The sequence below is a fragment of the Pseudomonas sp. G2-4 genome, assembly GCF_030064125.1.
Classification (GTDB): domain Bacteria; phylum Pseudomonadota; class Gammaproteobacteria; order Pseudomonadales; family Pseudomonadaceae; genus Aquipseudomonas.
Genome location: NZ_CP125957.1, coordinates 358099 through 383122 on the forward strand (window position 1 = coordinate 358099; position 25024 = coordinate 383122).

Consider the following 25024-nt stretch of genomic DNA (forward strand, 5'->3'; position numbering starts at 1 on the left):
TCAGTATGTGAACACGACCTGTGGCGAGGGAGCTTGCTTCCGCTCGGCCGCGCAGCGGACGCCAAAAAGCGAGGGCGGCTGCGCCACCCAGCGGGAGCAAGCTCCCTCGCCACATGTGTAGTGCGGTCAGGGTTGTGTGGTGACTTTGTCCAGTGCGCGATTTGCCAGCAATCCACCCAGCTCGATCAGTTGCTGGATGCCAAGGGCTACATGGCGTCGTGAGCCTTCCAGGTCGAATGCCAGGTCGTTGACCATGGCATCGGCTGAGGCCAGGGTTTCGCTGAGGTTGGCCAGCAGGCTTTCGGTGTCGATGCCGTCGACGACGGTGAAGAGTTGGCCCGGCCGTTCGTCTTCGGGTTTGGTCTGTTTGGGTTTCAGGTAGAGGTCGAGTGCGCGGTCGGTGGCTTCTTGGAGTTTCTTGGGGTCGGTTTCGGGTTCTGGTGGGTTGGGTGTGACCTTGTACATGCTTGACGCTCCTTGATTGATGGAGCCGCCAGACATCGCTGCTAAACGAAAGGGGGTGGCGGCTGTGCGCGGGTTAGCAGACCAGGAATCAAGGAACCCGGTGCACCGAAGTGCCCCACGCACAGCCGCCATAAAGCGGACCTGCGTGCCTTGATATTGTGCCGAGCTGCTAAACCCGATCGCTGAACTGACAGCGACCTGCAAACATTAGAGCGCAGGGCCAAGGCGTACAAGCCGGCGGATTCTGGCGTAGTTGTAGGCAATGGTGCAAGGTGGTTAGCCCTGTGCTGAAGGGCGGATTTTTGTGTGTATATCCGTTATTTAGGTAATGGCTACTTATGGTTCCGCTCTTACAGCGGGTCACTTTCGAAAAGCGCGAAAGTAACCAAAGCGCTTTTGCCCCACCACTCGGTGCCTCGCCTAGGCTCGGCATGCCCTCACTCCGGCATTGCTCCGTGGGTCCGCCGCGAAGGACCATCCATGGTCCAGCGCGGCTACCTCGGCATCCATGCCGAGGTGCCCAGTGCGCAACGCCTGCGTTCGGCCAGCGTGGTTAATGGGGCGCCCGAGATCAACGTCCGTCGCGAGGCGGCCTTATAGCCGACCTGGCTTTGGGTGAGACCGCGTTTCCCCTGTGGGAGCGAGCCTGCTCGCGAAGGGGCCAGTACATACGACATCCTAGTTGGCTGCGGTCGCACCCTCACAGCCTCAGTCTGTTCGCGATAGCGGTGGTTCAGTGACATAGCGGTTGGATTGACTGCCGTCATCGCGAGCAAGCTCGCTCCCACATTTCGACCTTCAACAGCCACAGAATTTACATCCGCCACACATCCCTTGTGTGCGAGCTTGCTCGCGATGAGGCCAGCAAATCCCATATCTTCGTCGACGCTGACATTGCCTTCGCGAGCAGGCTCGCTCCCACAATTGGATCGGAGTACGACAAAAGAGACAGGTCGGCTATCAGGCCGCCTCGCGACGGACGTTGATCTCGGGCGCCCTATTAACCACGATGGCCGAACGCAGGCATTGCGCAGTGGGCACCTCGGCATGGATGCCGAGGTAGCCGCGCTGGACCATGGATGGTCCTTCGCGGCGGACCCACGGAGCAATGCCGGAGTGAGGGCATGCCGAGCCTAGGCGAGGCACCAAGTGGTGGGGCTAAAGCGTTTTGCTTACTTTTGCGCTTCTCAAAAGTAAGACGCCGTAAGGGCGGAACCGCCAGCAGCCGTTACCCAAAAAACGGATATACACCCAAGACCCAAGACCCAAGACCCAAGTCAAACGCATCAAACCCTAAACCGCCCCACCAACGTCTGCAAATGAACCCCCAACCGCGCCAGCTCAGCACTGGACGCAGCAGTTTCCTCACTGGACGACGCCGTCTGCTCCGACACATCACGCACATTCAGCACGCTACGATTGATCTCCTCAGCCACAGCACTCTGCTGCTCGGCCGCTGCGGCGATCTGCTGGTTCATCGACTGAATGGCCGAAACCGTGCGAGTGATGTTTTCCAGTGAACCACCCGCGCGGCGGGTCAGTTCGACACTGTTGTCAGTCAGGCTGCGGCTGTTATCCATAATGGTCGCCACCTGCTCGGTGCCCGACTGCAGGCCGACAATCAGTTGCTCGATTTCTTCGGTAGACTTCTGGGTGCGCTGGGCCAGGCTGCGGACCTCGTCGGCCACCACCGCGAAACCACGTCCGGCTTCGCCCGCACGGGCCGCCTCGATGGCCGCGTTAAGGGCCAGCAGGTTGGTTTGCTGGGCCACGGACTTGATCACGTCCAGCACGCTGCCAATCTTGTCGCTTTCGCGCTTCAGGTCGCCCATCGCTGCGGTGGAGTTACCCACCTCCAGGGCCAGGCGTTCGATTTGGGCGATGGCTTCGCCGACCACTTTTTCGCCTTCGCGAGCCTGCTGGTCAGCCGCGACGGCCGCTTCGGAAGCTTCCTCGGCATTGCGCGCCACTTCTTGCACCGTGGCGGTCATTTCGTGCATGGCGGTGGCGACCTGGTCGGTCTCCACTTTCTGGCTGTTGACCCCGGCGCTGGTCTGCTCGGTGACGGCCGAGAGCTGTTCGGCGGCGCTGGCGATTTGTGTGACGCCTTCGCTGATGCCGCCAATCAATTGCCGCAGACCCACGGTCATGCTCTGCATGGAGCGCTGCAGCTGGCCCAGTTCGTCACGTCGCTCGGAGGTGAGGTTGTGGGTCAGGTCGCCTGCGGCAATCCGCTCGGCGACTTTGAGGGTCTGATCCAGCGGGCCGACGATCTGACGGGTGATGACCAGCGCTGCGATCACGCCGAACAACATGGCCAGCACGGCGGCGGACACCAGAATAGTTTTGGCCTGGGCGGCGTCATGGTCGCGCACGGCCGTCTGGGACACGGTCAGGCTTTTGCTGGACTCAAGCAGCACCTCGCCTTGCTCTGTCATGCGCTTGAGCGCAGCGGCAGTATCAAGCTGGGAGTCTCGGAACTGGCTGACCGCTGCACGGTAGGCGTTCATCGAGTCGCTGGCCTGCTGCAGGGGGGTGGCATGCTCCTCAGGCAACTGTGCCGGCAGGCGTGCGAGGAGTTTGAGGACGTCGGTGATGGCGTCAAGGGCCGGTTGCTGGGCTTCGCTCTTGCCGCTGTAGGTGTAGCCGCGAACTTGGTAACGGGCTTGCTGGATCGCTTTGCTCAGGGACACCACGTTGTTGAATTGGGCGATGTCTCCACTTTGCAGCATCGCCTTTTCAACTTCAGTGACACGGGCCACGGCGTTGTCGGCACTGGCGCCGAGTTTGCTGCGGGCATCTTCGCGGCTGACGGTGGCGCTGGCCATCTCGGCGAAGGCGCTTTTGTATTCGGCCACTGCGGCCAGCTGTTTGTCGATCAGGGCCACATCGTCCGGCTGCTCGATCATCTGGCGGGCGCTCGTCAGTCCGGCCTCGAGCTTGCCAAGCAGATCGTTGACTTCCTGTGGACCGTTCTCGCCTCGGGCGTTGTAGTAGTCCAAACGCGCCAGACGCAGGTCCTTACTCAATTCGTTCAGGCTGGAAATGTAGCCCAGCTTGTCGCCGCGGCTGATCACATTGCCCAGGCCGCTCCAGCCGGTGAAAGCGATCATCAGGGTTAGAAACAGCACCAGACCGAAGCCGAAACCAAGCTTGCGATTGACGCCTACGTGACCTAGCCATCGGAACATGCCGTTACTCCCCGCAGCGTTGAATTTATATGCTGAGAGCTATATCGGCCGGTTGGAAGGGATCTGTAGAGAATAGGTGTCAGGTGCTTCTCGTAGGGGGGAGCGCTTGCTTGTGCTTGGCTGCGAAGCCGTTGTCAGTTCGAGCCCGGCGGGGGGCGCTTCGCGCCCAAGCGGGAGCAAGCTCCCCCGCCACAGGGTTTATGCCTCTAGACCTTGAAGCGACCTACCAGCGTTTGCAAATGAACCCCCAGTCGCGCCAGCTCTGCGCTGGAGGCGGCGGTTTCTTCGCTGGAAGCGGCGGTTTGTTCGGACACATCGCGAACATTCACGACGCTGCGGTTGATCTCTTCGGCCACGGCGCTCTGCTGCTCGGCCGCAGCGGCGATCTGCTGGTTCATCGACTGGATTGCCGAGACGGTGCGGGTGATGTTTTCCAGTGAGCCGCCGGCACGGCGGGTCAGTTCGACGCTGCTGTCGGTCAGACTGCGGCTGTTGTCCAGGGTGGTCGCAACCTGTTCGGTGCCCGATTGCAGGCCGAGGATCAGTTGCTCGATCTCTTCAGTGGATTTCTGGGTGCGCTGGGCCAGGCTGCGGACCTCGTCGGCCACCACCGCAAAACCACGCCCTGCTTCACCGGCCCGGGCCGCCTCGATGGCCGCGTTAAGGGCCAGCAGGTTGGTTTGCTGGGCCACGGACTTGATCACATCCAGCACACTGCCGATCTTGTCGCTCTCGCGCTTGAGATGGCCCATCGCTTCGGTGGAATTGCTCACTTCCTTGGACAGGCGTTCGATCTGGGCGATGGCTTCGCCCACCACTTTTTCGCCTTCGCGAGCCTGCTGGTCAGCGGCGACCGCGGCTTCGGAGGCTTCCTCGGCGTTACGCGCTACTTCCTGCACCGTGGCGGTCATTTCGTGCATGGCGGTGGCAACCTGATCGGTTTCCACTTTCTGGCTGTTGACCCCGGCACTGGTCTGTTCGGTAACGGCCGAGAGCTGCTCGGCGGCGCTGGCGATTTGCGTGACGCCTTCGCCGATACCGCCGATCAATTGGCGCAGGCCCACGGTCATGCTCTGCATGGCACGTTGCAGTTGGCCCAGTTCGTCGCGGCGCTCGGAACTGAGATTGTGGGTCAAGTCGCCTGCTGCCACGCGTTCGGCGACCTTGAGAGTCTGCTCCAGCGGGATGACGATCTGTCGGGTGATCGCCATGGCTGCAATGACCCCGAACAGCAGGGCCAGCGCGGCGGCCGAGATCAGGAAAATGTCGGCTTGGACTGCATCATGGTCGCGCACGGCCGTTTGGGACAGGGTGAGGTTTCTGCTGCCCTCGCGTAGCACAACCCCCAGGTCGGACATGCGCTTGATGGCGGCAGCGCTGGCGGTCTGGGCGTCATGGAACTGGCTGATCGCGGCACGATAGCTCTTGAACGATTCGTTGGCCTGTTGCAGGTCGGCGGCGTGCTCATCGGGCAGTTGGGCCGGCAGGCTGCCGAGGGCTTTCAACGCGTTATCGATGGCATCCAGGGCTGGTTGCTCGGCCTCGGCCTTGCCACTGTAGGTATAGCCGCGAACCTGATAGCGGGCTTGCTGGATTGCTTTACTCAGGTTTACCACACTGTCGAACTGAGCAACGTTGTCGCTTTGCCGAATCGCATTTTCAACGTTGGCGACGCGGGCCACGGCGTTATCGGCGTTGGCGCCCAATTTGCTGCGCGCATCCTCACGACTGGCGGTGGCGCGGATCAATTCAGCGACGGCAACTCTGTACTCAGCGACCGCCGCCAGTTGCTTGTCGATGATCGCCACGTCGGCCGGTTGCTCGATCGATTGGCGGGCGGTCTGTAGCCCAGGCTCCAATTTGCCGAGGAGATCGTTGATGTCACCTGGGCCTTTTTCGCCGCGGGTCGCGTCATAATCCATGCGTGCCGAGCGCAGGTCTTTGGTCAGGTCGTTCAGGCTAGCGATGACCCCCAGCGTGTCGCCGCGTGCAATTACATTGCTCAGGCCGGTCCATCCGGTGAAGGCGATCATCAAGGTTAGGAACAGCACTAGACCGAAGCCGAAGCCGAGTTTGCGATTAACGCCTACGTTATCTAGCCATCGGAACATGCTGATACTCCCTTGAAGGGCGGAATTGCTTTGTATAAAGCACTATCGGCCCATAGAGGGAGAGCAGGAGAAATGAGTTAGATGCGTTTGGAATACCGTAGCAAACCAAAGGGATCAGAACAGTCGTGCGAGCAGCGCTGTAACCGCGGTCTCGACCCGCAGGATCCGCTCACCCAGTTGTACCGGTTGCAGGCCGGCCTTGCCCAGCAGGTCGATCTCGTAGGGAATCCAACCGCCTTCGGGCCCGATGGCCAAGGTCACCGGTTCTGTTAGCGCTCGCGGGCAGGGCGGGTGCTTGCCAGGGTGGCCGACCAGTCCGAGGGTGCCGTTCACGATGGCCGGCAGGCGGTCCTCGACGAAGGGCTTGAAGCGTTTTTCAATGATGATGTCTGGCAGCACACTGTCTCGGGCTTGCTCCAGGCCAAGGATCAATTGCTCGCGAATCGCCTCGGGTTCCAGGAACGGGGTCTGCCAGAAGCTCTTTTCCACGCGATAACTGTTGACCAGCACCACGCGCGGCACGCCCATGCTGGCGATGGTCTGGAACACTCGACGGAGCATTTTCGGGCGAGGCAGGGCCAGTACCAGCGTGAGCGGCAATTTGGCCGGTGGTGGCTGGTCGAGGGTCACTTGCAGTTCGGCCTCGCGGGCTTCCAGGCGCAGCACTTGGGCGGTACCCATCAAGCCGCCGATGCGCCCGACCCGCAGGCTGTCGCCGACGGCGCTGCGGTGGACTTCCTGCATGTGAGTCAACCGGCGATCGCTCAGGACCACCCGGTCGGGCCCAATGAAATCGGCCTCTTCAAGCAGCAGCAGGTTCACGCTTGGGTCGCTGGCGGCTGGTCGTTGTGGTCGTCGGCGGGCTGTTCCTCGGGCTCTTCTTCCCTGCGCTTGCGCACCAGGCCACCGAACAGGATGCCGATCTCGAACAGCAGCCACATCGGCACGGCCAGCAGGGTTTGGGAGAAGATGTCCGGCGGGGTCAGGATCATGCCGACCACGAAGCAGCCAATGATCACGTAAGGGCGGATTTTCTTCAGGTACGCCACGTCAACCACGCCGATCCACACCAGCAATACCACGGCCACCGGGATTTCGAACGCCACGCCGAAGGCGAAGAACAGCGTCATGACGAAGTCCAGGTAACTGGTGATGTCGGTCATCATCTCCACGCCCGCCGGAGTGGCGGCGGCGAAGAACTTGAAGATCAGCGGGAACACGAAGAAATAGGCGAAGGCCATGCCGGTATAGAACAGCAGGATGCTCGACACCAGCAGTGGCACGGCGATGCGTTTTTCATGCTTGTACAGGCCTGGCGCGATGAAGCCCCAGATCTGGTGCAGGATTACCGGGATCGCCAGGAACAGCGAAACCATCATCGTCAGCTTCAGTGGCGTCAGGAACGGCGACGACACATCGGTGGCAATCATCGTTGCCCCGACTGGCAGGTACTGGCGCAGCGGCGTGGAGACGAAGGTGTAGATCTGCTGGGTGAAGGCGAACAACCCGGCGAAGAGGATGAAAACCGCCGCGACGCAACGCAGCAGGCGGGTGCGCAGCTCGGTAAGGTGCGATACCAGCGGCATCGGCTGGTCGTTTTCAGGGAGATCGCTCATGGGGCTCGCGGCGGCAATGTAGGGTCGTTGGGCGCAGGGGCTGCGGGGGGCGCTGTATCAGCCACCGTCGGTGTCACTGGAGTCGGCCCAGTCGCCGGCACCGCGCCGTCCACCGGCGCCTGGGGCGCTATCGTTGGTTCGACCGCAGGTTGGACCGGCGTCGGTTCCTGTTGGGTCGGCGTGAAGATTTTCCGTGCTTCCTGCTCCAGGGACAGGATGTGTTCGTTGTGCAGCTGCCGACGGATGTCGTCGGCACCGATTTCACGTTCAACTTCCTGTTTGATCGCATTGAAGCTGCGCTTGAGTCGCCCGATCCAGAGACCGGCGGTACGCGCAGCACCCGGCAGACGCTCGGGGCCCAATACCAGCAGGGCGACGAGGCCGACGAGCAGCAGTTCAGTGAAGCTGATCCCAAACATTAGTCAGTGCTCACGAGTCTTTGCGGGCGGGCTCTTCGACTTTCTGGGCCTGCACGTCGATGGTGTGCGGCGCATTCACAGGCTGGGCGGCCTGGGGGTGTACCGGTTGGGTCGGCTGCGCCGGTTGGGCGGGAGCCGCCGTTGGGTCGGCCGGTTTTTCGTCATCGTTCATGGCCTTGCGAAAGCCCTTGATCGACTCGCCGACATCGGTGCCGAGGTTTTTCAGTTTCTTGGTACCGAACACCAGCACGACGACTACCAGAATGACGACCCAGTGTTTCCAGTCAAAAATACCCATGTGGCTATTCCTCTTGAGAGTTGATCAATCGGACGGACGCGAGGCTTTCTCGACGTGTCCGGACAGACCGAAGCGACGGTCCAGTTCATCCAGTACAGCCTGCGGGTGCTGCCCCAGTTGGGCGAGCATGACCAGGCTGTGGAACCACAGGTCGGCGGTCTCATAGATCACGTCGCTGCAGTCGCCGCTGATGGCAGCATCCTTGGCGGCGATGATGGTTTCGACCGACTCTTCGCCGACTTTTTCCAGAATCTTGTTCAAACCCTTGTGGTACAGGCTGGCGACATAAGAGCTGTCGGCCGCGGCGCCTTTGCGCTCTTCCAGCACCTGGGCCAGACGGGTCAGGGTGTCACTCATGGGTATGTCCTGAATAAATGGCATGCGGGTCCTTGAGCACCGGGTCGACGGTTTTCCAGTCGCCGTTCTCGAAGACGCGATAGAAGCAGCTTTGACGGCCGGTGTGGCAAGCAATCTCACCGACTTGCTCGACCATCAGGATGATGACGTCGCCGTCGCAATCCAGGCGCATCTCATGCAGGTGCTGCACATGCCCGGACTCTTCACCCTTGCGCCACAACTTGCCACGGGAACGTGACCAATAGATGGCGCGGTTCTCGGCGGCGGTCAGGGCCAGCGCTTCGCGGTTCATCCAGGCCATCATCAGCACACGCCCGGTCTTGTGATCCTGGGCGATGGCCGGCACCAGGCCGTCAGCGTCCCATTTGATCTCGTCCTGCCAGTTTTTCATCTTCGACTCCGACAATGGGCCGCGCACTTCAAGTCGGCGGGCCCAGCGTTGAAACAGTGTGCCAGCGCGAACCGGTGCTGGCTATCGGCGAACGACCAGATACAAACCAACAGCCACCATGATCCCGGCCGGCCAGTGCCCCAGTTGGCTCAACGGCCCACCGGTCGCCAGCACTGCGCCGCCACCCAGGTGAGCTGCGCCCAGCAGGCGCAGCAACCAGTCGTCCTTGCGCTGTTTCCAGGGTGGCGCCGGGTCGTGGGCGTGGGGTTGGGACATGCGTTCGAGCAGGTCGCGGGTCATGTTGGCCAGGTGCGGGATCTGCTCGAACTGGCTCTGCACGTTGCCCAGCAAGGTTCGCGGGCTGACGCGCTCGCGCATCCACCGCTCGAGGAAAGGCTGGGCGGTGTTCCACAGGTCCAGGTCCGGGTACAACTGGCGACCCAGGCCTTCGATGTTCAGCAGGGTCTTCTGCAACAGCACCAGCTGTGGCTGAACCTCCATGTTGAAGCGACGCGCGGTCTGGAACAGGCGCATCAGCACCTGACCGAAGGAAATATCTTTTAACGGTTTTTCGAAGATCGGTTCGCACACGGTACGGATCGCTGCTTCGAATTCGTTGAGCTTGGTTTCGGCCGGTACCCAGCCAGAGTCGATGTGCAGTTGTGCCACGCGGCGGTAGTCGCGTTTGAAGAAAGCGAACAGGTTGCGGGCCAGGTAATCCTGGTCTTCCGGGGTCAGGCTGCCGACGATGCCGCAGTCGATGGCAATGTACTGTGGACTCCACGGCTGCACGGTGCTGACGAAGATGTTGCCGGGGTGCATGTCGGCGTGGAAGAAGCTGTCGCGAAACACCTGGGTGAAGAAGATTTCCACGCCGCGCTCGGCCAGCAGCTTCATGTCGGTGCGCTGGTCGGCCAGGGTCGCCAGGTCGGTCACCTGGATACCGTAGATGCGCTCCATCACCAACACTTTCGGGCGGCACCAGTCCCAATAGACTTGCGGCACGTAGAGCAGGGGCGAGCCTTCGAAGTTGCGGCGCAGCTGGCTGGCGTTGGCGGCTTCGCGCAGCAGGTCGAGTTCGTCGTAGATGGTTTTTTCGTAGTCCTGGACCACGTCCACCGGGTGCAGCAGGCGCGCATCCGCCGACAGCCGCTCGGCGGCGCGGGCGAGGATGAACAGCCACGCCAGGTCCTGGGCAATGATCGGCTTGAGGCCCGGGCGAATGACCTTGACCACCACTTCTTCGCCGCTCTTGAGTTGCGCGGCGTGCACCTGGGCCACGGAGGCCGAGGCCAGGGGCTCGACGTCGAAGCGGCTGAAGACTTCGCTGATCTTCTTGCCCAGTTGTTCCTCGATCAGGGCCACCGACAGCTTGGAATCGAACGGCGGCACGCGATCTTGCAGTCGCATCAGTTCATCGGCGATGTCTTCGGGCAGCAGGTCGCGACGGGTCGAGAGGATCTGGCCGAACTTGATGAAGATCGGCCCCAGGTCTTGCAAGGCCAGGCGCAGGCGTGCGCCGCGACTCAGGTCCAGCGTGCGGCGGGGAAACCAGCGCCATGGCAGTACGAAGCGCAGTGCCAGGAGAAACCAGGGCAGCGGCAGGGCGAACAGCAGGTCATCGAGGCGGTAACGGATCACGACGCGCTGGATGCGCAACAAACGGCGGACGGCAAGCAGCTTCATGCGTTATCGCTTGGTTTCAAGGGTTCGGGAAAGGCGCTCGAAACGCGCCTCGAGACGTTCCAGGTCAAGCTTGATCTGGTCCAGTTCATTAAAACGGGCTTCGGCTTCGCGTTGGCCTACGAGAGTACGCGATTCTTCGGCCAGGTATTCACTCAGATTCTGCCCCAGGCTGGCGAACCCCTGGCGGTACCAGTGGGTGCGGCTGCGCAGATGGCCGCTGAGCAACTGGGTGGCCACCGGGCCGAGCCAGCGGGACACTTCATATTCCCAGTCCAGTTCCAGGTCCTGAAGGATTGCCGTCAGCTCCAGCAGCACGCCGCTGTCGCCATCGAGCTCGACTTCTGGACGGTGCAGCACCGCAGTCTTGTCCTTGCTCAGGGCCAGGCTCAGCAAGCTCGATGCCGGGGCGCGCAGCGTGCAGTCCGCCTCGGCTTCCCAGTGCGCTGCGAGCATCAGGCCTTCGTCGCTGGGCAAGATGAACAACTGCAACGCCGGGCTGCGGCAGTCCACGGCAATGACCTTGCCGCTCAAGTGCGCCAGGCGCGCAAGTGCGGTGCTGTCCAGGCGCAGTACCCGGTTGATGCCGAGTTCGACGCTGGCGAGCAGGCCGGTGAGCAGCATCAGGGCTTGATGCCGCGGTGCAGGGCCACGATGCCTGCGGTCATGTTGTGGTAGGTCACGCGGTCGAAACCGGCGTCCACCATCATCGACTTGAGGGTTTCCTGGTTCGGGTGCATGCGGATCGACTCGGCCAGGTAGCGATAGCTTTCCGAGTCATTGGTGATCAGCTTGCCCATCAGCGGCATGAAGGCGAACGAGTAGGCGTCGTAGGCCTTGGACATCAGCGCGTTGGTCGGCTTGGAGAACTCCAGCACCAGCAGGCGGCCACCGGGCTTGAGCACCCGCAGCATCGAGCGCAGGGCGTCTTCCTTGTGGGTGACGTTGCGCAGGCCGAAGGCGATGGTCACGCAGTCGAAATGGTTGTCGGGGAACGGCAGCTTCTCGGCGTCGGCCTGGACAAATTCGACGTTGCCGGCCACGCCCAGGTCCAGCAGGCGGTCGCGACCGACCTTGAGCATGGATTCGTTGATATCGGCGAGCACCACCTGGCCGGTCGGCCCGACGATGTGGGAAAACTTCTTGGTCAGGTCGCCCGTACCGCCAGCGATGTCCAGCACGCGATTGCCGCTGCGCACACCTGACAGCTCGATTGCGAAACGTTTCCACAGACGGTGCATGCCGCCCGAGAGCAGGTCGTTCATCAAGTCATATTTGGCGGCCACCGAGTGGAAAACCTCAGCGACTTTTTCCGCCTTCTGGCTTTCCGGCACGTTCTTGAAGCCGAAGTGAGTGGTGGGTTCGGCATCGCTGCCTTTGCGCTGATCAGTCATATCGCTGTCACCAAAAAAGAATGCGGGACATTCTAATCCCGGTGGAGGGCTTTGTCTTGGCAAGGCTGCAGGTAAGATAGGCCATCACCGGGACGTTTTGACGCAGCCAGGGTCTGAAACGTTCAGGCAAGTCCCGATAAAACAGGAGTCACCCGATGGCCCGTATAACAGTTGAGCGTGCCCATGGCCTGGGCAAGGAAGCGGCGCGAGAGAAAGCCGACAAGCTGGCGCAGAAGTTGTCCGACAGCTATGGACTGGAACCGCAGTGGGTGGGCGACACCCTGAAACTCAAGCGCTCCGGGGTCAAGGGCGAAGTGCTCGTGGGCGAGGACTCGATCCGCGTTGATGTGGAGCTGGGCCTGTTGATGTCGGCCATGAGCGGTACGATCAAGGCGGAAATCGAAAAGGCGTTGGATAAAGCGTTGGCTTGATCGAACGAAAGAAGGGAAGTACAGCACTCAAGTTCACCACCATTCCCTGTGGGAGCGAGCTTGCTCGCGATTGCGCAGTATCAGGCAACGTCGATGTGACTGACCCAATGCAATCGCGAGCAAGCTCGCTCCCACATGAGGTCGGTCGCCATCCGGTTATGTGTCAGTTGTTAGGGTGCCCTTTCTAATTAATGTCACTACTTTGTGCCTGAGCCCGTCCGTGTACGGGCAGTTCCTCAAACCTGTTTTCGAGTGAGGTGCACCATGGCCAAAGTTATTTTGAAGAAAAAAACCGACGTTGAATCTTCCACGCTCAGCGACGTGAAAACGTACGCGCGCAAGATCTGGCTGGCTGGCCTGGGCGCCTATACCAAGGTCGGCCAGGAGGGCGGCGAGTACTTTCAGGAGTTGATCAAGGCTGGCGAAGTTATTGAAACCAAAGGCAAAAAGAACATTGCCGGAAAACTTGAAGCGGCCAACAGCGAATTGATTGAAGCCAAGACGGACGTGACTACTTTCAAGGCCCGGGTTGAAGTACAACTTGATAAAGTCGAGAAAGTATTTGATGCCCGTGTTGCAAGTGCCTTGAATCGTATCGGCATTCCGTCTAAACATGACGTTGAGACACTCTCTGCTAAGCTCGATGAGCTGACGGCATTGCTCGAACGTGTCGCGCGTAAACATTAAGGAGAACGGGATGGCTGGTAAAAAAATCACTGAAAAAGAAGGCAGCTCGTGGGCCGGGAAGATTGAAAAGTACTCCCGCAAAATCTGGCTTGCTGGTTTAGGCGTGTACTCGAAGATCGACACTGACGGCAGCAAACTCTTCGAGTCCCTGGTTAAGGACGGCGAGAAGGCCGAAAAACTCACCAAGACGGCGGTTGGCAAACAAGTCGATGCCGCCAAGGACTCTGCCGAGTCCGCCAAGTCGCGAATCGGTGGCGTGAAGGACCGTGCGCTGGGCAAGTGGGACGAACTGGAAGGGGCTTTCGACAAGCGCCTGAACAGCGCGATCTCCCGTCTGGGCGTGCCGAGCCGCAATGAAGTGAAGGCGCTGCACAGCAAGGTCGACACCCTGACCAAGCAGATCGAAAAGCTCACTGGGGCGAAAGTCGCACCGGTGGCCAGCAAGACTGCAGCGGCCAAGCCGGCCACTAAAACGGCGGCCAAGCCATTGGTCAAGGCAGCGGCAAAAACCGTCGCCAAGCCTGTGGCAAAAGCGGCAGCCAAGCCTGCGACTAAAACGGCTGCCGCCAAACCTGCCGCCAAGGCAGCGGCCAAACCGGTAGCGGCCAAGCCCGCAGCCAAGGCGACAGCCAAGCCTGCCGCCAAGCCCGCTGCTAAACCCGCCGCTAAAACGGCAGCAGCCAAACCTGCTGCGGCCAAACCAGCAGCGAAACCCGCCGCCAAGCCTGCGGCAAAAGCGGCCGCCAAACCTGCTGCGGCGAAAAAACCGGCTGTGAAAAAACCGGCCGCGCCAAAAGCAGCCGCACCCAAGGCGCCGACCGCGGTCGCCAAACCGGCTACCCCGACGAGCACAGCGAACTCCGCCGCGGCTCCGACTCCGGTCGCCACCCCGACTCCCGCGCCGGCTCCATCGACGCCTACTACCCAGTCCTGATACAGCAGGACACGCAAAAACGCCCGGCCTGAGAAGGTCGGGCGTTTTTGTGTGCGCAGCAGATCAAAAATGTGGGAGCGAGCTTGCTCGCGATAGCGGTGGGTCAGCAGTATTGATCTTGACTGATACACCGCAATCGCGAGCAATCTCGCTCCCACAATGGATCTTCCACTGCTGGTCGTTATTCGTGTTCTTCCAAGTACCGCAACGCCAGTTGCTCGGTCGCCACTTTAGCCGCCGGCGGCAAATGCGGGGCCACCAGCATCATGATCTGATAGACCACCAGTCGAACCTCGCCCTCGCGATCCAGAATTCGCTGATAGTCCAGCGAGAACAGCAAGGTCATGGTGATCTGCTCGACCAACTGACCCAACGCCTGGGTGTCGCTGACCAGCATCCCCTGGGCCTTGAGCTGCGCCAGCAGTGAGGCCAGGGTTCGCTTCAGGGCATTGAGCAACTGGCGGATGCCCTTGGCCAGTTTTGGCAGGCGCCCGGCCAGGTTCGACAAGTCCTGGAACAGAAAGCGGTACTGCGCCAGGCGTTCGACGATCAGGTGCAGGAACAGCCAGTAGTCTTCCGGCGCCAGCTGCACATCGGGTGGTGGGTCCAGCAGCGGCGCCAATTCGACCTGGAAACGCTCGAACAGCCCGAGGATCAGGGGCTCCTTGCCATGAAAGTGATAGTAGAGATTACCGGGGCTGATGCCCATTTCGTTGGCAATTTCCAGGGTGGAAACGTTCGGCTCGCCCTTTTCATTGAATAACTGCAGGGCACATTCGAGGATACGGTCGCGGGTTTTCATCCGGTCTTCTTGGTGATGGAGTCGTGCCACGGCCACCAACCCGGCCGTGGAGTGAGGCGTTCAGCGCACACGTACATAGGTCCCGGGAGCCGCTTCCAAGGGCGGGTAGTTCGCGTTGCCCAGGGTCATCAGGGTTTCATGCTGGGCACCGGAACGCTCCTGGATCCAGCCCAGCCATTGGGTCCACCAACTGCCGTCGACGTGCTTGGCGTCGTAGTACCAGGCCCGTGGGTCGCTGCTCAGTTTCGCGCTTTCGATGTAGTTGGCCTTCGGGTTGCTTGGCGGGTTGAGGATGCTCTGGACATGGCCGCTGTTGGACAGCACGAAGCGTCGTTCACCACCCAGCAGCAGCGTCGAGCGATAGACCGCATCCCACGGTGTGATGTGGTCGTTGATGCCGGCCACGCTGAAGCTGTCTACCGTCACCTTCTGCAGGTCTATCGGTGTACCGCACACCTCCAGGCCGCCGGCGTGGCTCAGGGGATTGTGCTTGAAGAAGTCCAGCAGGTCGCCGTGGAGCGCCGCCGGCAGCCGGGTGCAGTCGTTGTTCCAATAGAGGATGTCGAAGGCCGGCGGCTCCTTGCCCAGCAGGTAGTTATTGATGAAGTAAGTCCAGATCAGGTCGTTGGGCCGCATCCAGGCGAACACCCGGGCCAGGTCGCGGCCATCGAGGATGCCTTTCTGGTAGGAGCGACGCTTGGCGGCTTCGAGGGTCTGTTCATCGATGAACAGTGTCGCCGGGCTTTCGATCTGGCTATCGAGCAGACTGACCAGGTATGTGGCGCTCGCCACCCGGCGCAGTTGACGTTTGGCTTGCAGGTGGCCTTGCAGGGCGGCGATGGTCATCCCGCCGGCGCAGGCGCCCATCAGGTTGACCTCACGGGCGCCGGTGATCGCCCGACACACGTTCATGGCTTCCTCCGTCGCCTGGACGTAGCTGGACAGGCCCCATTCGCGGTGGCGTACATCGGGATTGCGCCAGCTGATGATAAACACCTGCAAGCCGTTTTTCAGGGCGTACTGGACGAAGCTGTTGGAGGGGCTCAGGTCGAAGATGTAGAACTTGTTGATCTGCGGCGGCACGATCAACAATGGCTTGGCGTATTGCTTTTCGCTCATGGACTTGTACTGGATCAGCTCCAGCATCTCATTGCGAAACACCACAGCGCCGGAAGTGGTCGCCAGGGTCTTGCCGATTTCGAAGGCATGGGGCGTGGTTTGTCGTGGCAAGCCATCGTTGTGCAGCAGGTCATCCACCAAGTGGCCGATGCCCCGCACCAGGCTGCTGCCGCCGGAGTTGAACAGCTCCTTGATCGCCAGCGGGTTGAGCAAGGTGTTGGAGGGCGATACGGCGTCGTTGAGCAGCGCGAAGGCGAAGTGCGCGCGGGCCCGGTCATCCGGGTTCATGTCGCTTTCGTCGATCCAGCTCCGGACCTGTTTCTGCCAGCTCAGGTACGCCTGCAGGCTGCGGCGATAGAACGGATTGAGCTGCCAGGTAGGGTCGGCGAAGCGCTGGTCGGTGGGGGTGGGATGCAGGGTTTCCCCCAGCAACACGCGGCCCAATTGACTGCCCAGCTTCAACGCATGCCGAGCACTGTGCACCGGGTTGCGCAAACCGTGTGCGGCCACGCTGCGCAAAGTGGACAGCAGGTCCCTGCCGCGCAAGCCGGTGATCGCACTTTGTGCATTGATGAAGCTGGCAGGGGCAGGTATGGAACCCTTCGCCGGTTTGTCGCGCATGAGTCAACTCCTTCGTCATCAGGCTAAAAACAAACACACCGAACCAGACAACATAGTCGCTGTTTCGGGTTGCTGCGCGATCCGGCGTCCTGCCAGGCGCTATGGGGCGGCGTCAGCCACCACCCAGCGGCGCGGGATGCGGGTGCATGACCGCGCGCTGACGTTCTTCCTCCAGAAATTTCATGATGATCGGCGCCACGGCTTCGGCCCGGGTAATCAGGAACAGATGGCCGTCATCGATGATGTGCAACTGGGCGTTGGGGATGCGCCAGGCCAGCATGCGCATGTTGATCAGTGGAATCAGCGGGTCATCGTCGCCGGCCAGCACCAGGGTGGGCTGGTGGATCTTGTGCAGCCAGTGGATGCTGGTCCAACCCAGGCCTGCAAACAGTTGCCAGTAATAACCGAGCTTGCCCGCCGAGCGAACCTTGGCCGCGTGACTGGCCGCCAGGCTCGGATCGCGGCGGAACGAGCCGCCGTAGATCAGCGGGGCGATACGCATCACATGGGACGGCTGAACGTAGCGCCGGGGGCTTGCCATCATCCACAGCACTTTCGGCTTGCCTGGCACCATCACCGCTCCGGCGGCGGTGGCCGCCAATACCAGTTTCTTGCAGCGTTCAGGGTAGTCGTAGGCGAACTGCTGGGCCAGGGCGCCGCCCCAGGACACGCCAATCACATTGACCTGCCCGTAGTCGAGGTAATCGAGCATGCGCGCGGTGAGTTTTGCCAGGCCAGGAAAGCGATACGGTCGGTTGGGCGTCGACGAACCGCCGACACCAGGTACATCGAAGGCAATGACCTCCAAGTCCGGGTCCAGGGCCTCGATGAACGGGAACACCAGCTCCAGGTTGGCGCCGATGCCGTTGAAAATCAGCAGGGGCGTCAGGTGGGGCTTGCCGGGACGTACCGCGGTGCGCAAGGTCTGGCCATCCAGATCGACGGTACGAAAGATGTACGGTTGCGGCATGCTTCAAGCCCTGTGGGTTGGATCGCTGTCTTTCATTTTCCCCCCGATCCCTTGTGGGAGCGAGCTTGCTCGCGATGACGGCGGTACATCCAACATCAATGTCGGCTGACACACCGTAATCGCGAGCAAGCTCGCTCCCACATGGGGTCTGCTGTGAACATGAGTTTTATGTTCGCCAGCGCTGTGGGCCTTGCATTCAGTGTCGGCTGGCGGGATGTATTCGTGAGCAAGCCCACCCCCGCAGCAGACGAGTTGCATCCCTTACCGTTCATGCACATAAGTGCCGGGCGCCGCTTCACCGGCCGGATAAGCCTTGTTGCCCAGCACGGTCGGGGCCTTTTTCAGCTTGCCCGAGCGCTCGGCCTGCCAGGCCTGCCAATGCAGCCACCAGGAATCGGTGTGCTTGGTGGAGTTTTCCTGCCAGTCCTCGGCCTTGACCGGCATGTCCTCACTGGTCATGTAGCGCGACTTGGGGTTGCCCGGCGGGTTGAGGATGCTCTGGATATGACCGCTGCTCGACAGCACGAACTCGACTTTCCCACCGAACAGCTGCGCCGACTTGTAGCAGGACTTCCATGGCGTGATGTGGTCGTTGGTGCCGGCCAGGGAAAAGATGTCGGCGGTGACCTGCTTGAGGTCGATCGGCGTGCCGCACACTTCCAGTGCGTTGGGCCGGATCAGTGGATTGTTTTTGAACATCTCGATGAGGTCGCCGTGGAACGCCGCTGGCAGCCGCGTGGTGTCGTTGTTCCAGAACAGGATGTCGAACACCGGCGGCTCGTTGCCCAGCAGGTAGTTATTGACCCAGTAGTTCCAGATCAGGTCGTTGGGGCGCATCCAGGCGAAGACCTTGGCCATGTCGCGACCCTCGAGTACGCCGGCCTGGTAGGAGTGACGCTTGGCCGCTTCCAGGGTCTGCTCGTCGACGAACAGCGCCACGTCGGTGTCCAGGGTGGTATCCAGCACGCTGACCAGCAGGGTCAGGGCATTGACCTTTTTCTCGCCGAGGGCGGCGTAGTGACCCAGCAGCGCGGTGCAGGTGATGCCCCCCGAGCAGGCGCCCAGCATGTTCACGTCCTTGCTGCCGGTGATGGCCGTGACCACGTCCACCGCTTCCTTGAGCGCCTCGATGTAGGTCGACAGGCCCCACTCACGCTGTTCCTTGGTGGGGTTGCGCCAACTGACGATGAAGGTCTGCACATTGCTGCGCAGGCAGAAGCGCGCCAGGCTCTTGTCCGGGCTGAGGTCGAAGACGTAGAACTTGTTGATCTGTGGCGGTACCACCAGCAGTGGTCGCTCATGGACCTGCTCGGTGATGGGGCGGTACTGGATCAGTTCCAGCACGTCGTTGCGAAACACCACGGCGCCTTCGGTCACGCCCAGGCTCTTGCCGACCTCGAACGCGCCCATGTCGACCTGGCTTGGCATCCCGCCGTTGTGCACCAGATCCTTGGCCAGGTGGGACAGGCCGTCGAGCAGGCTTTTACCGCCGGTTTCGAAGAAGCGCTTGACCGCCGCCGGGTTGGCCGCCGAGTTGGTCGGGGCCATGGCTTCGGTCATCAGGTTGATCACGAAATGCCCGCGGCTGATGTCCTGGGGCGAAAGGCTGCTGTCGTCGATCCAGGCGTGCAGCTCCTTGCGCCACGCCAGGTAGGTTTGCAGATAACGTTTGTAGAGCGGGTTCTGGCTCCACGCCGGGTCGGCGAAGCGACGGTCATCGCTGGAGGGTTGCAGCGCGGATTTGCCGAAGAAGACGTTCTTGAGCTCTACGCCGAAATGGGCGACGTGCTTGACGCTGTGCAGCGGTTGTTTGATGGCCTGGGTCAACACCATTCGGGCAGAGGCCAGCAGATCTTTTCGGCGCAAGCCGACGACAGGATTCAACCCCAGGGTATTTTCCGAAGCCTGGTACTTCAGGTCATCGTTGTTCTTGTTGCTCATCTACGACGCTCCATTGTCCTTCAGACGAGTACCCGGACCGTGCCGTAGAGCCACACAGCCATTGCCAGGTACGCTGCTCGGGTGACCGTTAATTCCGCATCGAGGCCAATGAGGAAACTTGTGCCAGGAACTCGCTGGTTCCTTTTGCAGGGAACTTGCCAGTTCCATTGGTTACCCGAGTTTAATTTTTTTCGCAAGCAGGCCAGTCATTGACGTTGCCGCGCGGGCATTCAAGCAGATGAGTCTAGAAAATTCGCCCTAAAGCGCCAGCCCTTGAGTTAGAGCATCAGCTTGACGACTGACGCGCTCGGGTCGCGGGTTTTTCCGGCCGCCTTGAGTTCGCCAAGATAATCGTTCCACAAGTCATCCTGACGCACTGCCAACTGATAGAGATAGTCCCAGGTGAACAGTCCGCTGTCATGGCCATCGTCGAAGGTCAGCTTCAGTGCGTACTGGCCGGCCGGTTCGACCTTGCTCAGGCCGACGTTGAGCTTGCCGTATTGCAGGATGGGTTTGCCGTGGCCCTGGACCTCGGCGGAAGGCGAATGCACCCGCAGGAATTCGGCGGGCAAGTGATACTCCTCGTCTGGCGCGTATTTGAGCGTCAGGGTCTTGGAGGCTTTGTGCAGGTTGATGGCGGTGGGGAGTTTGGTCATGGCAGATCGTCCGTTTCGTGACGCCTTGCATGAGCGATCCGTGGCGAGGGAGCTTGCTCCCGCTGGAGGGCGAAGCCCTCCCAAAAGACTCCCGATAATCCGCCGGATAAGCGGCGGCCTCGGGTTTTTTGGGGCCGCTTTGCGACCCAGCGGGAGCAAGCTCCCTCGCCACAGGAGCCCGCTCACACATCGTGTGACCTACAGGATATACCGCGACAGGTCTTCGTTCTGTGCCAATTCACCCAGGTGGCTGTTGACGTACTCGGCGTCGATGAGGATCGGCGCTTCGTTGTGGGCGCTGGCCAGGTCGCCAGCGCTGAACGACACTTCCTCGAGCAGGCGTTCGAGCAGCGTGTGCAGGCGACGGGCACCGATGTTCTCGGTCTTCTCGTTGACCTGCCAGGCGATCTGCGCCAGGCGCTTGATGCCTTCTGGTGTGAACTCGATATCCAAGCCTTCGGTCTTGAGCAGCGCGCAATACTGTTCGGTCAGGGAGGCGTGGGGCTCGCTGAGGATGCGTTCGAAGTCTTCCGGCGTCAGGGCCTTGAGCTCGACACGAATCGGCAGGCGACCCTGCAACTCAGGCACCAGGTCACTCGGCTTGCTCAGGTGGAACGCACCGGAGGCGATGAACAGGATGTGGTCGGTCTTGACCATGCCCAGCTTGGTGTTGACGGTGCAGCCTTCGATCAGCGGCAGCAGGTCACGTTGCACGCCTTCGCGGGACACATCGGCGCCGCCGACATTGCCGCGCTTGGCGACCTTGTCGATTTCGTCGATGAACACGATGCCGTGCTGCTCGACCGCTTCGAGGGCCTTGGCCTTCAGTTCTTCTTCGTTGACCAGGCGACCGGCTTCTTCATCGCGCACCAGTTTCAGCGCTTCCTTGACCTTGAGCTTGCGGTTCTTGCGCTTGCCCTTGCCCATGTTGGCGAACAGGCTCTGCAGCTGGTTGGTCATTTCTTCCATGCCCGGCGGCGCGGAAATGTCGATGCCGGCGACCTCAGCCACTTCGATCTCGATTTCCTTGTCGTCCAGCTGGCCTTCGCGCAGGCGCTTGCGGAACAGCTGGCGGGTGTTGGAATCCTGGGTCGCAGCGGACTCGGCGTTGAAGCCCATGCGCGCCGGCGGCAGCAGGGCGTCGAGGATGCGCTCTTCGGCAGCGTCTTCGGCGCGGTGGCGAACCTTGGTGATTTCCTGTTCGCGCAGCAGCTTGATGGCGGCATCGGCCAGGTCACGGATGATCGACTCGACGTCGCGGCCGACATAACCGACTTCGGTGAACTTGGTGGCTTCGACCTTGATGAAGGGCGCGTTGGCGAGTTTGGCCAGGCGCCGGGCGATCTCGGTTTTACCGACACCGGTCGGGCCGATCATCAGGATGTTCTTGGGGGTCACTTCGACGCGCAGCTCTTCGGGCAGCTGCATCCGACGCCAGCGGTTACGCAGGGCGATGGCGACGGCGCGCTTGGCATCGTCCTGGCCGATGATATGGCGGTTGAGTTCGTGGACGATTTCACGGGGAGTCATGGACATAATAATTGGCGGTCCTCAAGCAAGAATGAATGCCGTGGCGCTAGGCCGGAACAGGCTTATTCCGCGAGGTCCTGCTCCTCAATGGTCTGGGTGTGGTTGGTGAAGACACAGATGTCGCCGGCAATGCCCAAGGCAGTCTCGACGATCTCGCGGGCCGACAGGTCAGTCTTTTTCAACAGGGCGCTGGCCGCAGCCTGGGCGAAGGCTCCGCCGGAACCCATGGCGATCAGGCCATCCTCGGGCTCAACGACGTCACCGTTACCGGTGATGATCAGCGAGGCGTCTTTGTTGGCGACCGCGAGCATGGCTTCGAGGCGGCTCAGGGAGCGGTCGGTGCGCCATTCCTTGGCCAGTTCCACGGCGGCACGCACCAGATGGCCCTGATGCTTTTCAAGCTGGCCTTCGAAACGCTCGAACAGGGTAAATGCGTCGGCTGTGGCGCCGGCGAACCCGGCGATGACCTGGCCGTGATACAGGCGGCGGACTTTCTTCGCGTTGCCTTTCATCACGGTGTTGCCCAGTGAAACCTGGCCGTCGCCGCCCATGACGACTTTGCCATGACGGCGGACTGAAACGATGGTGGTCAAGGGAGAGTCTCCACGCAGCGGGGCGAAAATGCCCGGATGGAACTCATATGGGGGTGGCGCGGGGTTTTTCAACCGTGGGGTGGGGGAGGGGATGAGTGGTGCCCCGGAGTTGCCGATCAAGTTTGTGGCAAAGGCATTCACTGTGGCGAGGGAGCTTGCTCCCGCTGGAACGCGTAGCGGTCCCAAGCTGTTGGGGCTGCTGCGCAGCCCAGCGGGAGCAAGCTCCCTCGCCACAAAAGCCCCACAGCCACAGGTGTTCTTGACGAGATCAGCGATTCTGGCGTTGTTGTAACAACAGGTTGCTGAAACCACTGCCAGCCAATTGTTTCTGTGCCTTGGTCAGCTCTTCGCGGTTGCTGAACGGGCCAACCAGCACGCGGTACCAGGTTTCGTCCTTCACGGTCCCGGACTCCACCGCCACGGACTGGCCCAGCAGAATGATCTGTGCCCGTACCTTGTCGGCGTCGGCCTCCTTGCGGAACGAGCCGGCCTGGAGGAAGAACTTGGTCACCGGCGCGGCTTTCTGCACAGGTGGGGCCGGTGGCGGTGTGATGCCGGCCAGCGCCGCCTGGGCGCGGGCGGTGTCGATCTTCGCCGCTTCGGCCGGGGTCACTGGCGTCGTCGGCACTTGCGGGGTCGGCAGGGTTTTCTCCGGCACGGCATCGGGCGGCACGATGACTTCCGATTCCGGCAACAGGGTGTAGAAGTCGTACTTCGGCTTCACCGGTTGCGTCGGGCTCGGCGGGGTCTTGTTGGCCTCGGCGATGCGCGTGGCTTTCTGCTGCTCTTGCCGGACGCGCTTGACGTCATCGCCTTGGCCCGGATCCAGCTTCATCAGGAACACGATGAAAGCGCCAACGGTCAGGCCGATGGCCATCCACAACCAGCCCGGAATCGGCTTCTTGGCCGGGGCCTGGTAACGGCTGGCGCCACGTTTGGGGGCAGGTTTTTTCTTGGCGGCCAACTTACATGCGCTCCAGGGTTTCCAGGCCCAGCAGTTCCAGGCCTTGCTTGAGCGTACGACCGGTCAGCGCGGCGAGGCGCAGGCGGCTCTGCATTTGCTCTGGGGTTTGTGCGTTGAGGATCGGGCAGTTCTCGTAGAAGCTGGAAAACAGGCCGGCCACATCGTACAGGTAAGCGCACAGGGTGTGCGGCGTGCCCTTGTCGGCGACGTTGTTCAGCACTTCGCCAAACTGCGCCAGTTTCGCCGCCAGCTCCTGTTCTTGAGCGGCTTCAAGCACGATCTGGCCGTCCACTTCATTGAAGCCCTTGCCGAGTTTGCGGAACACCCCGGCCACACGGGTGTAGGCGTACAGCAGGTAGGGCGCGGTGTTACCTTCGAAATTGAGCATCAGGTCGAAGTTGAAGCTGTAGTCGCTGGTGCGGTGCTTGGACAGGTCGGCGTATTTCACCGCGTCGATGCCCACCACCTTGGCGATCTTGCGCAGTTCGTCCTCGGCCAGGTCCGGGTTCTTGCCCTTGACCAGGGTGTAGGCGCGATCCTGGGCTTCGGTCAGCAGGTCGATCAGTTTCACCGTGCCGCCATCGCGGGTCTTGAACGGACGGCCGTCGGCGCCGTTCATGGTGCCGAAGCCCATGTGTTCCATTTCCATCGGATGGGTCACGAAGCCGGCCTGGCGCGCCACCTCAAACACCTGCTGGAAGTGCAGGGCCTGACGCTGGTCGACGAAATACAGGACCCGATCCGCCTTGAGCACGCCGTTGCGGTAGCGCACGGCCGCCAGGTCGGTGGTGGCGTACAGGTAGCCGCCGTCGGCCTTGACGATGATCACCGGCAGCGGCTCGCCGTCGGCCGTCTTGAACTGGTCGAGGAACACGCACTGGGCGCCGTTGCTTTCCACCAGCATGCCCTTGGCCTTGAGGTCGTTGACCACGTTGATCAGGTCATCGTTGTAGGCGCTTTCGCCCATCACGTCGGCCATGGTCAGTTTGACGTTCAGCAGCTCGTAGATTTTCTGGCAGTGGGACAGGGAGATGTCCTTGAACTTGGTCCACAGCGCCAGGCACTCGGCATCGCCGGCCTGCAGCTTGACCACCAGGCCGCGGGCGCGATCGGCGAACTCGGGCGACTCGTCGAAGCGTTGCTTGGCGGCGCGGTAGAAGTTCTCCAGGTCCGACAGCTCGTCGCTGGTGATCGGATTTTCCTGCAGGTAGGCCATCAGCATGCCGAACTGAGTGCCCCAGTCGCCGACGTGGTTCTGGCGGATCACCGTGTCGCCGAGAAACTCCAGGACCCGGGCCACGCCGTCACCGATGATGGTCGAGCGCAAGTGGCCGACATGCATTTCCTTGGCGAGGTTGGGGGCCGAGAGGTCGACCACGGTGCGCTGCAACGGGCCGGCCTTGCGTACGCCGATGTGGGCGTCGGCCAGGGCCGCGTCCAGGCGCGAGGCCAGGGCCTGGGTGTTCTGGAAGAAATTGATGAACCCGGGGCCGGCAATGTCAGCCTTGCTGACGTTCTCGTCGGCCGGCAGCGCGGCGATGATTTTCTCCGCCAGGTCCCGCGGCTTCATGCCGGCCGGCTTGGCGAGCATCATCGCGATGTTGCTGGCGAAGTCGCCGTGGGTCTTGTCGCGGGTGTTTTCGACCTGAATCGCCGGCGACAGGCCTTCTGGCAGCACACCTTCAGTGACGAGTTGGGCGATGGCTTGCTGGATGAGCTGGCGAATGGTGTCTTTCATGGTCTTCTCTTTCAACCGCAGGCGCGGCGGCGCTTCGATGCGCTGGTGGAAAAACTGGGCATTATCCGTGGCCCGGACGAGCTTGCCAACTGTAGCGGGTCGGTTGGGGCTGT

Annotated in this window: 23 protein-coding genes and 1 pseudogene; 3 read left to right on the forward strand and 21 right to left on the reverse strand. The window is 61.5% G+C overall.

What is annotated here, in order from left to right:
* Positions 1-126 precede the first annotated feature (126 nt).
* The 12 genes and pseudogenes from QNH97_RS01620 to ubiE form a co-directional block, all read right to left on the reverse strand.
* Complete coding sequence (locus QNH97_RS01620) at positions 127-465, reverse strand: DUF6124 family protein (RefSeq protein ID WP_283555301.1); 339 nt, start codon at positions 463-465, stop codon at positions 127-129.
* A gap of 1286 nt (positions 466-1751) precedes the next feature.
* Positions 1752-3656 carry a methyl-accepting chemotaxis protein gene (locus QNH97_RS01625; RefSeq protein ID WP_283555302.1) on the reverse strand — a complete coding sequence of 635 codons (1905 nt, stop codon included), beginning with the start codon at positions 3654-3656 and terminating at the stop codon, positions 1752-1754.
* A gap of 206 nt (positions 3657-3862) precedes the next feature.
* Positions 3863-5767 carry a methyl-accepting chemotaxis protein gene (locus tag QNH97_RS01630; protein WP_283555303.1) on the reverse strand — a complete coding sequence of 635 codons (1905 nt, stop codon included), beginning with the start codon at positions 5765-5767 and terminating at the stop codon, positions 3863-3865.
* Positions 5768-5881: 114 nt separating this feature from the next.
* The gene (locus QNH97_RS01635) at positions 5882-6589 is read right to left on the reverse strand and encodes a 16S rRNA (uracil(1498)-N(3))-methyltransferase (protein WP_283555304.1); all 708 of its coding nucleotides are present in this window, start codon (positions 6587-6589) and stop codon (positions 5882-5884) included.
* Positions 6586-7383, reverse strand: a complete 798-nt coding sequence (tatC, locus tag QNH97_RS01640; RefSeq protein ID WP_502944476.1) for a twin-arginine translocase subunit TatC — start codon at positions 7381-7383, stop codon at positions 6586-6588. The genes QNH97_RS01635 and tatC overlap by 4 nt, the downstream gene beginning before the upstream one ends.
* Positions 7380-7802, reverse strand: a complete 423-nt coding sequence (gene tatB / locus QNH97_RS01645) for a Sec-independent protein translocase protein TatB (RefSeq protein ID WP_283555305.1) — start codon at positions 7800-7802, stop codon at positions 7380-7382. The genes tatC and tatB overlap by 4 nt, the downstream gene beginning before the upstream one ends.
* Before the next feature lie 10 nt (positions 7803-7812).
* On the reverse strand, positions 7813-8100 hold the full coding sequence (locus tag QNH97_RS01650; RefSeq protein WP_283555306.1) for a twin-arginine translocase TatA/TatE family subunit: 288 nt from the start codon (positions 8098-8100) through the stop codon (positions 7813-7815).
* 24 nt (positions 8101-8124) lie between these two features.
* Positions 8125-8457, reverse strand: coding sequence for a phosphoribosyl-ATP diphosphatase (locus tag QNH97_RS01655; protein WP_283555307.1), 333 nt, complete (start codon positions 8455-8457; stop codon positions 8125-8127).
* The gene (gene hisI / locus QNH97_RS01660; protein WP_003196931.1) at positions 8450-8848 is read right to left on the reverse strand and encodes a phosphoribosyl-AMP cyclohydrolase; all 399 of its coding nucleotides are present in this window, start codon (positions 8846-8848) and stop codon (positions 8450-8452) included. The genes QNH97_RS01655 and hisI overlap by 8 nt, the downstream gene beginning before the upstream one ends.
* Before the next feature lie 81 nt (positions 8849-8929).
* Complete coding sequence (gene ubiB / locus QNH97_RS01665; protein ID WP_283555308.1) at positions 8930-10534, reverse strand: ubiquinone biosynthesis regulatory protein kinase UbiB; 1605 nt, start codon at positions 10532-10534, stop codon at positions 8930-8932.
* Positions 10531-11155: pseudogene (locus QNH97_RS01670) on the reverse strand (ubiquinone biosynthesis accessory factor UbiJ). The gene ubiB and the pseudogene QNH97_RS01670 overlap by 4 nt, the downstream one beginning before the upstream one ends.
* Positions 11155-11925: a bifunctional demethylmenaquinone methyltransferase/2-methoxy-6-polyprenyl-1,4-benzoquinol methylase UbiE gene (gene ubiE / locus QNH97_RS01675; RefSeq protein WP_003186661.1), complete on the reverse strand. Its 771-nt coding sequence runs from the start codon at positions 11923-11925 to the stop codon at positions 11155-11157. Before ubiE ends, QNH97_RS01670 begins: the two are co-directional and overlap by 1 nt.
* Positions 11926-12080: 155 nt before the next feature.
* Between ubiE and QNH97_RS01680 the strand changes: the two genes are divergently transcribed.
* The 3 genes from QNH97_RS01680 to QNH97_RS01690 all read left to right on the forward strand — a co-directional run bounded on the left by QNH97_RS01680 (position 12081) and on the right by QNH97_RS01690 (position 13977).
* Positions 12081-12356 (forward strand): polyhydroxyalkanoic acid system family protein, encoded by a 276-nt coding sequence (locus QNH97_RS01680; RefSeq protein WP_283555309.1) that lies wholly within the window; start codon positions 12081-12083, stop codon positions 12354-12356.
* A gap of 264 nt (positions 12357-12620) precedes the next feature.
* Positions 12621-13043 carry a phasin family protein gene (locus QNH97_RS01685; RefSeq protein ID WP_283555310.1) on the forward strand — a complete coding sequence of 141 codons (423 nt, stop codon included), beginning with the start codon at positions 12621-12623 and terminating at the stop codon, positions 13041-13043.
* A gap of 10 nt (positions 13044-13053) precedes the next feature.
* Complete coding sequence (locus tag QNH97_RS01690) at positions 13054-13977, forward strand: phasin family protein (RefSeq protein ID WP_283557586.1); 924 nt, start codon at positions 13054-13056, stop codon at positions 13975-13977.
* A 181-nt stretch (positions 13978-14158) separates the two neighbouring features.
* Here QNH97_RS01690 and QNH97_RS01695 read toward each other — a convergent pair whose 3' ends face one another.
* From QNH97_RS01695 to argS, 9 genes are all read right to left on the reverse strand, one after another.
* Entirely contained in the window at positions 14159-14779 is a 621-nt protein-coding gene (locus QNH97_RS01695; RefSeq protein WP_283555311.1) for a TetR/AcrR family transcriptional regulator, read from the reverse strand.
* 60 nt (positions 14780-14839) lie between these two features.
* Positions 14840-16519 (reverse strand): class II poly(R)-hydroxyalkanoic acid synthase, encoded by a 1680-nt coding sequence (phaC, locus tag QNH97_RS01700; protein ID WP_283555312.1) that lies wholly within the window; start codon positions 16517-16519, stop codon positions 14840-14842.
* A 112-nt stretch (positions 16520-16631) separates the two neighbouring features.
* Positions 16632-17489: a poly(3-hydroxyalkanoate) depolymerase gene (gene phaZ / locus QNH97_RS01705; protein ID WP_025211401.1), complete on the reverse strand. Its 858-nt coding sequence runs from the start codon at positions 17487-17489 to the stop codon at positions 16632-16634.
* 261 nt (positions 17490-17750) lie between these two features.
* On the reverse strand, positions 17751-19430 hold the full coding sequence (phaC, locus tag QNH97_RS01710; RefSeq protein WP_283555313.1) for a class II poly(R)-hydroxyalkanoic acid synthase: 1680 nt from the start codon (positions 19428-19430) through the stop codon (positions 17751-17753).
* A 278-nt stretch (positions 19431-19708) separates the two neighbouring features.
* Complete coding sequence (locus QNH97_RS01715) at positions 19709-20086, reverse strand: gamma-butyrobetaine hydroxylase family protein (RefSeq protein ID WP_283555314.1); 378 nt, start codon at positions 20084-20086, stop codon at positions 19709-19711.
* A gap of 198 nt (positions 20087-20284) precedes the next feature.
* Positions 20285-21622: an ATP-dependent protease ATPase subunit HslU gene (gene hslU / locus QNH97_RS01720; RefSeq protein WP_283555315.1), complete on the reverse strand. Its 1338-nt coding sequence runs from the start codon at positions 21620-21622 to the stop codon at positions 20285-20287.
* A gap of 56 nt (positions 21623-21678) precedes the next feature.
* Positions 21679-22209, reverse strand: coding sequence for an ATP-dependent protease subunit HslV (hslV, locus tag QNH97_RS01725; protein WP_283555316.1), 531 nt, complete (start codon positions 22207-22209; stop codon positions 21679-21681).
* 268 nt (positions 22210-22477) lie between these two features.
* Positions 22478-23173, reverse strand: a complete 696-nt coding sequence (locus QNH97_RS01730) for an SPOR domain-containing protein (RefSeq protein WP_025211406.1) — start codon at positions 23171-23173, stop codon at positions 22478-22480.
* Position 23174: 1 nt separating this feature from the next.
* Positions 23175-24911 (reverse strand): arginine--tRNA ligase, encoded by a 1737-nt coding sequence (gene argS, locus QNH97_RS01735; RefSeq protein WP_283555317.1) that lies wholly within the window; start codon positions 24909-24911, stop codon positions 23175-23177.
* Positions 24912-25024: the final 113 nt, after the last annotated feature.

Excerpts from the sequence above, each read along its gene's own strand:
- QNH97_RS01655 (WP_283555307.1), bottom strand. The coding sequence starts at position 8,457 with ATGAGTGACACCCTGACCCGTCTGGCCCAGGTGCTGGAAGAGCGCAAA.
- ubiB (WP_283555308.1), bottom strand. The coding sequence starts at position 10,534 with ATGAAGCTGCTTGCCGTCCGCCGTTTGTTGCGCATCCAGCGCGTCGTG.
- QNH97_RS01650 (WP_283555306.1), bottom strand. The coding sequence starts at position 8,100 with ATGGGTATTTTTGACTGGAAACACTGGGTCGTCATTCTGGTAGTCGTC.
- QNH97_RS01620 (WP_283555301.1), bottom strand. The coding sequence starts at position 465 with ATGTACAAGGTCACACCCAACCCACCAGAACCCGAAACCGACCCCAAG.
- tatC (WP_502944476.1), bottom strand. The coding sequence starts at position 7,383 with ATGAGCGATCTCCCTGAAAACGACCAGCCGATGCCGCTGGTATCGCAC.
- ubiE (WP_003186661.1), bottom strand. The coding sequence starts at position 11,925 with ATGACTGATCAGCGCAAAGGCAGCGATGCCGAACCCACCACTCACTTC.
- QNH97_RS01630 (WP_283555303.1), bottom strand. The coding sequence starts at position 5,767 with ATGTTCCGATGGCTAGATAACGTAGGCGTTAATCGCAAACTCGGCTTC.
- phaC (WP_283555312.1), bottom strand. The coding sequence starts at position 16,519 with ATGCGCGACAAACCGGCGAAGGGTTCCATACCTGCCCCTGCCAGCTTC.
- QNH97_RS01685 (WP_283555310.1), top strand. The coding sequence starts at position 12,621 with ATGGCCAAAGTTATTTTGAAGAAAAAAACCGACGTTGAATCTTCCACG.
- QNH97_RS01680 (WP_283555309.1), top strand. The coding sequence starts at position 12,081 with ATGGCCCGTATAACAGTTGAGCGTGCCCATGGCCTGGGCAAGGAAGCG.
- QNH97_RS01625 (WP_283555302.1), bottom strand. The coding sequence starts at position 3,656 with ATGTTCCGATGGCTAGGTCACGTAGGCGTCAATCGCAAGCTTGGTTTC.
- phaZ (WP_025211401.1), bottom strand. The coding sequence starts at position 17,489 with ATGCCGCAACCGTACATCTTTCGTACCGTCGATCTGGATGGCCAGACC.
- hslU (WP_283555315.1), bottom strand. The coding sequence starts at position 21,622 with ATGTCCATGACTCCCCGTGAAATCGTCCACGAACTCAACCGCCATATC.
- QNH97_RS01695 (WP_283555311.1), bottom strand. The coding sequence starts at position 14,779 with ATGAAAACCCGCGACCGTATCCTCGAATGTGCCCTGCAGTTATTCAAT.
- QNH97_RS01690 (WP_283557586.1), top strand. The coding sequence starts at position 13,054 with ATGGCTGGTAAAAAAATCACTGAAAAAGAAGGCAGCTCGTGGGCCGGG.
- hisI (WP_003196931.1), bottom strand. The coding sequence starts at position 8,848 with ATGAAAAACTGGCAGGACGAGATCAAATGGGACGCTGACGGCCTGGTG.
- tatB (WP_283555305.1), bottom strand. The coding sequence starts at position 7,802 with ATGTTTGGGATCAGCTTCACTGAACTGCTGCTCGTCGGCCTCGTCGCC.
- phaC (WP_283555313.1), bottom strand. The coding sequence starts at position 19,430 with ATGAGCAACAAGAACAACGATGACCTGAAGTACCAGGCTTCGGAAAAT.
- QNH97_RS01715 (WP_283555314.1), bottom strand. The coding sequence starts at position 20,086 with ATGACCAAACTCCCCACCGCCATCAACCTGCACAAAGCCTCCAAGACC.
- argS (WP_283555317.1), bottom strand. The coding sequence starts at position 24,911 with ATGAAAGACACCATTCGCCAGCTCATCCAGCAAGCCATCGCCCAACTC.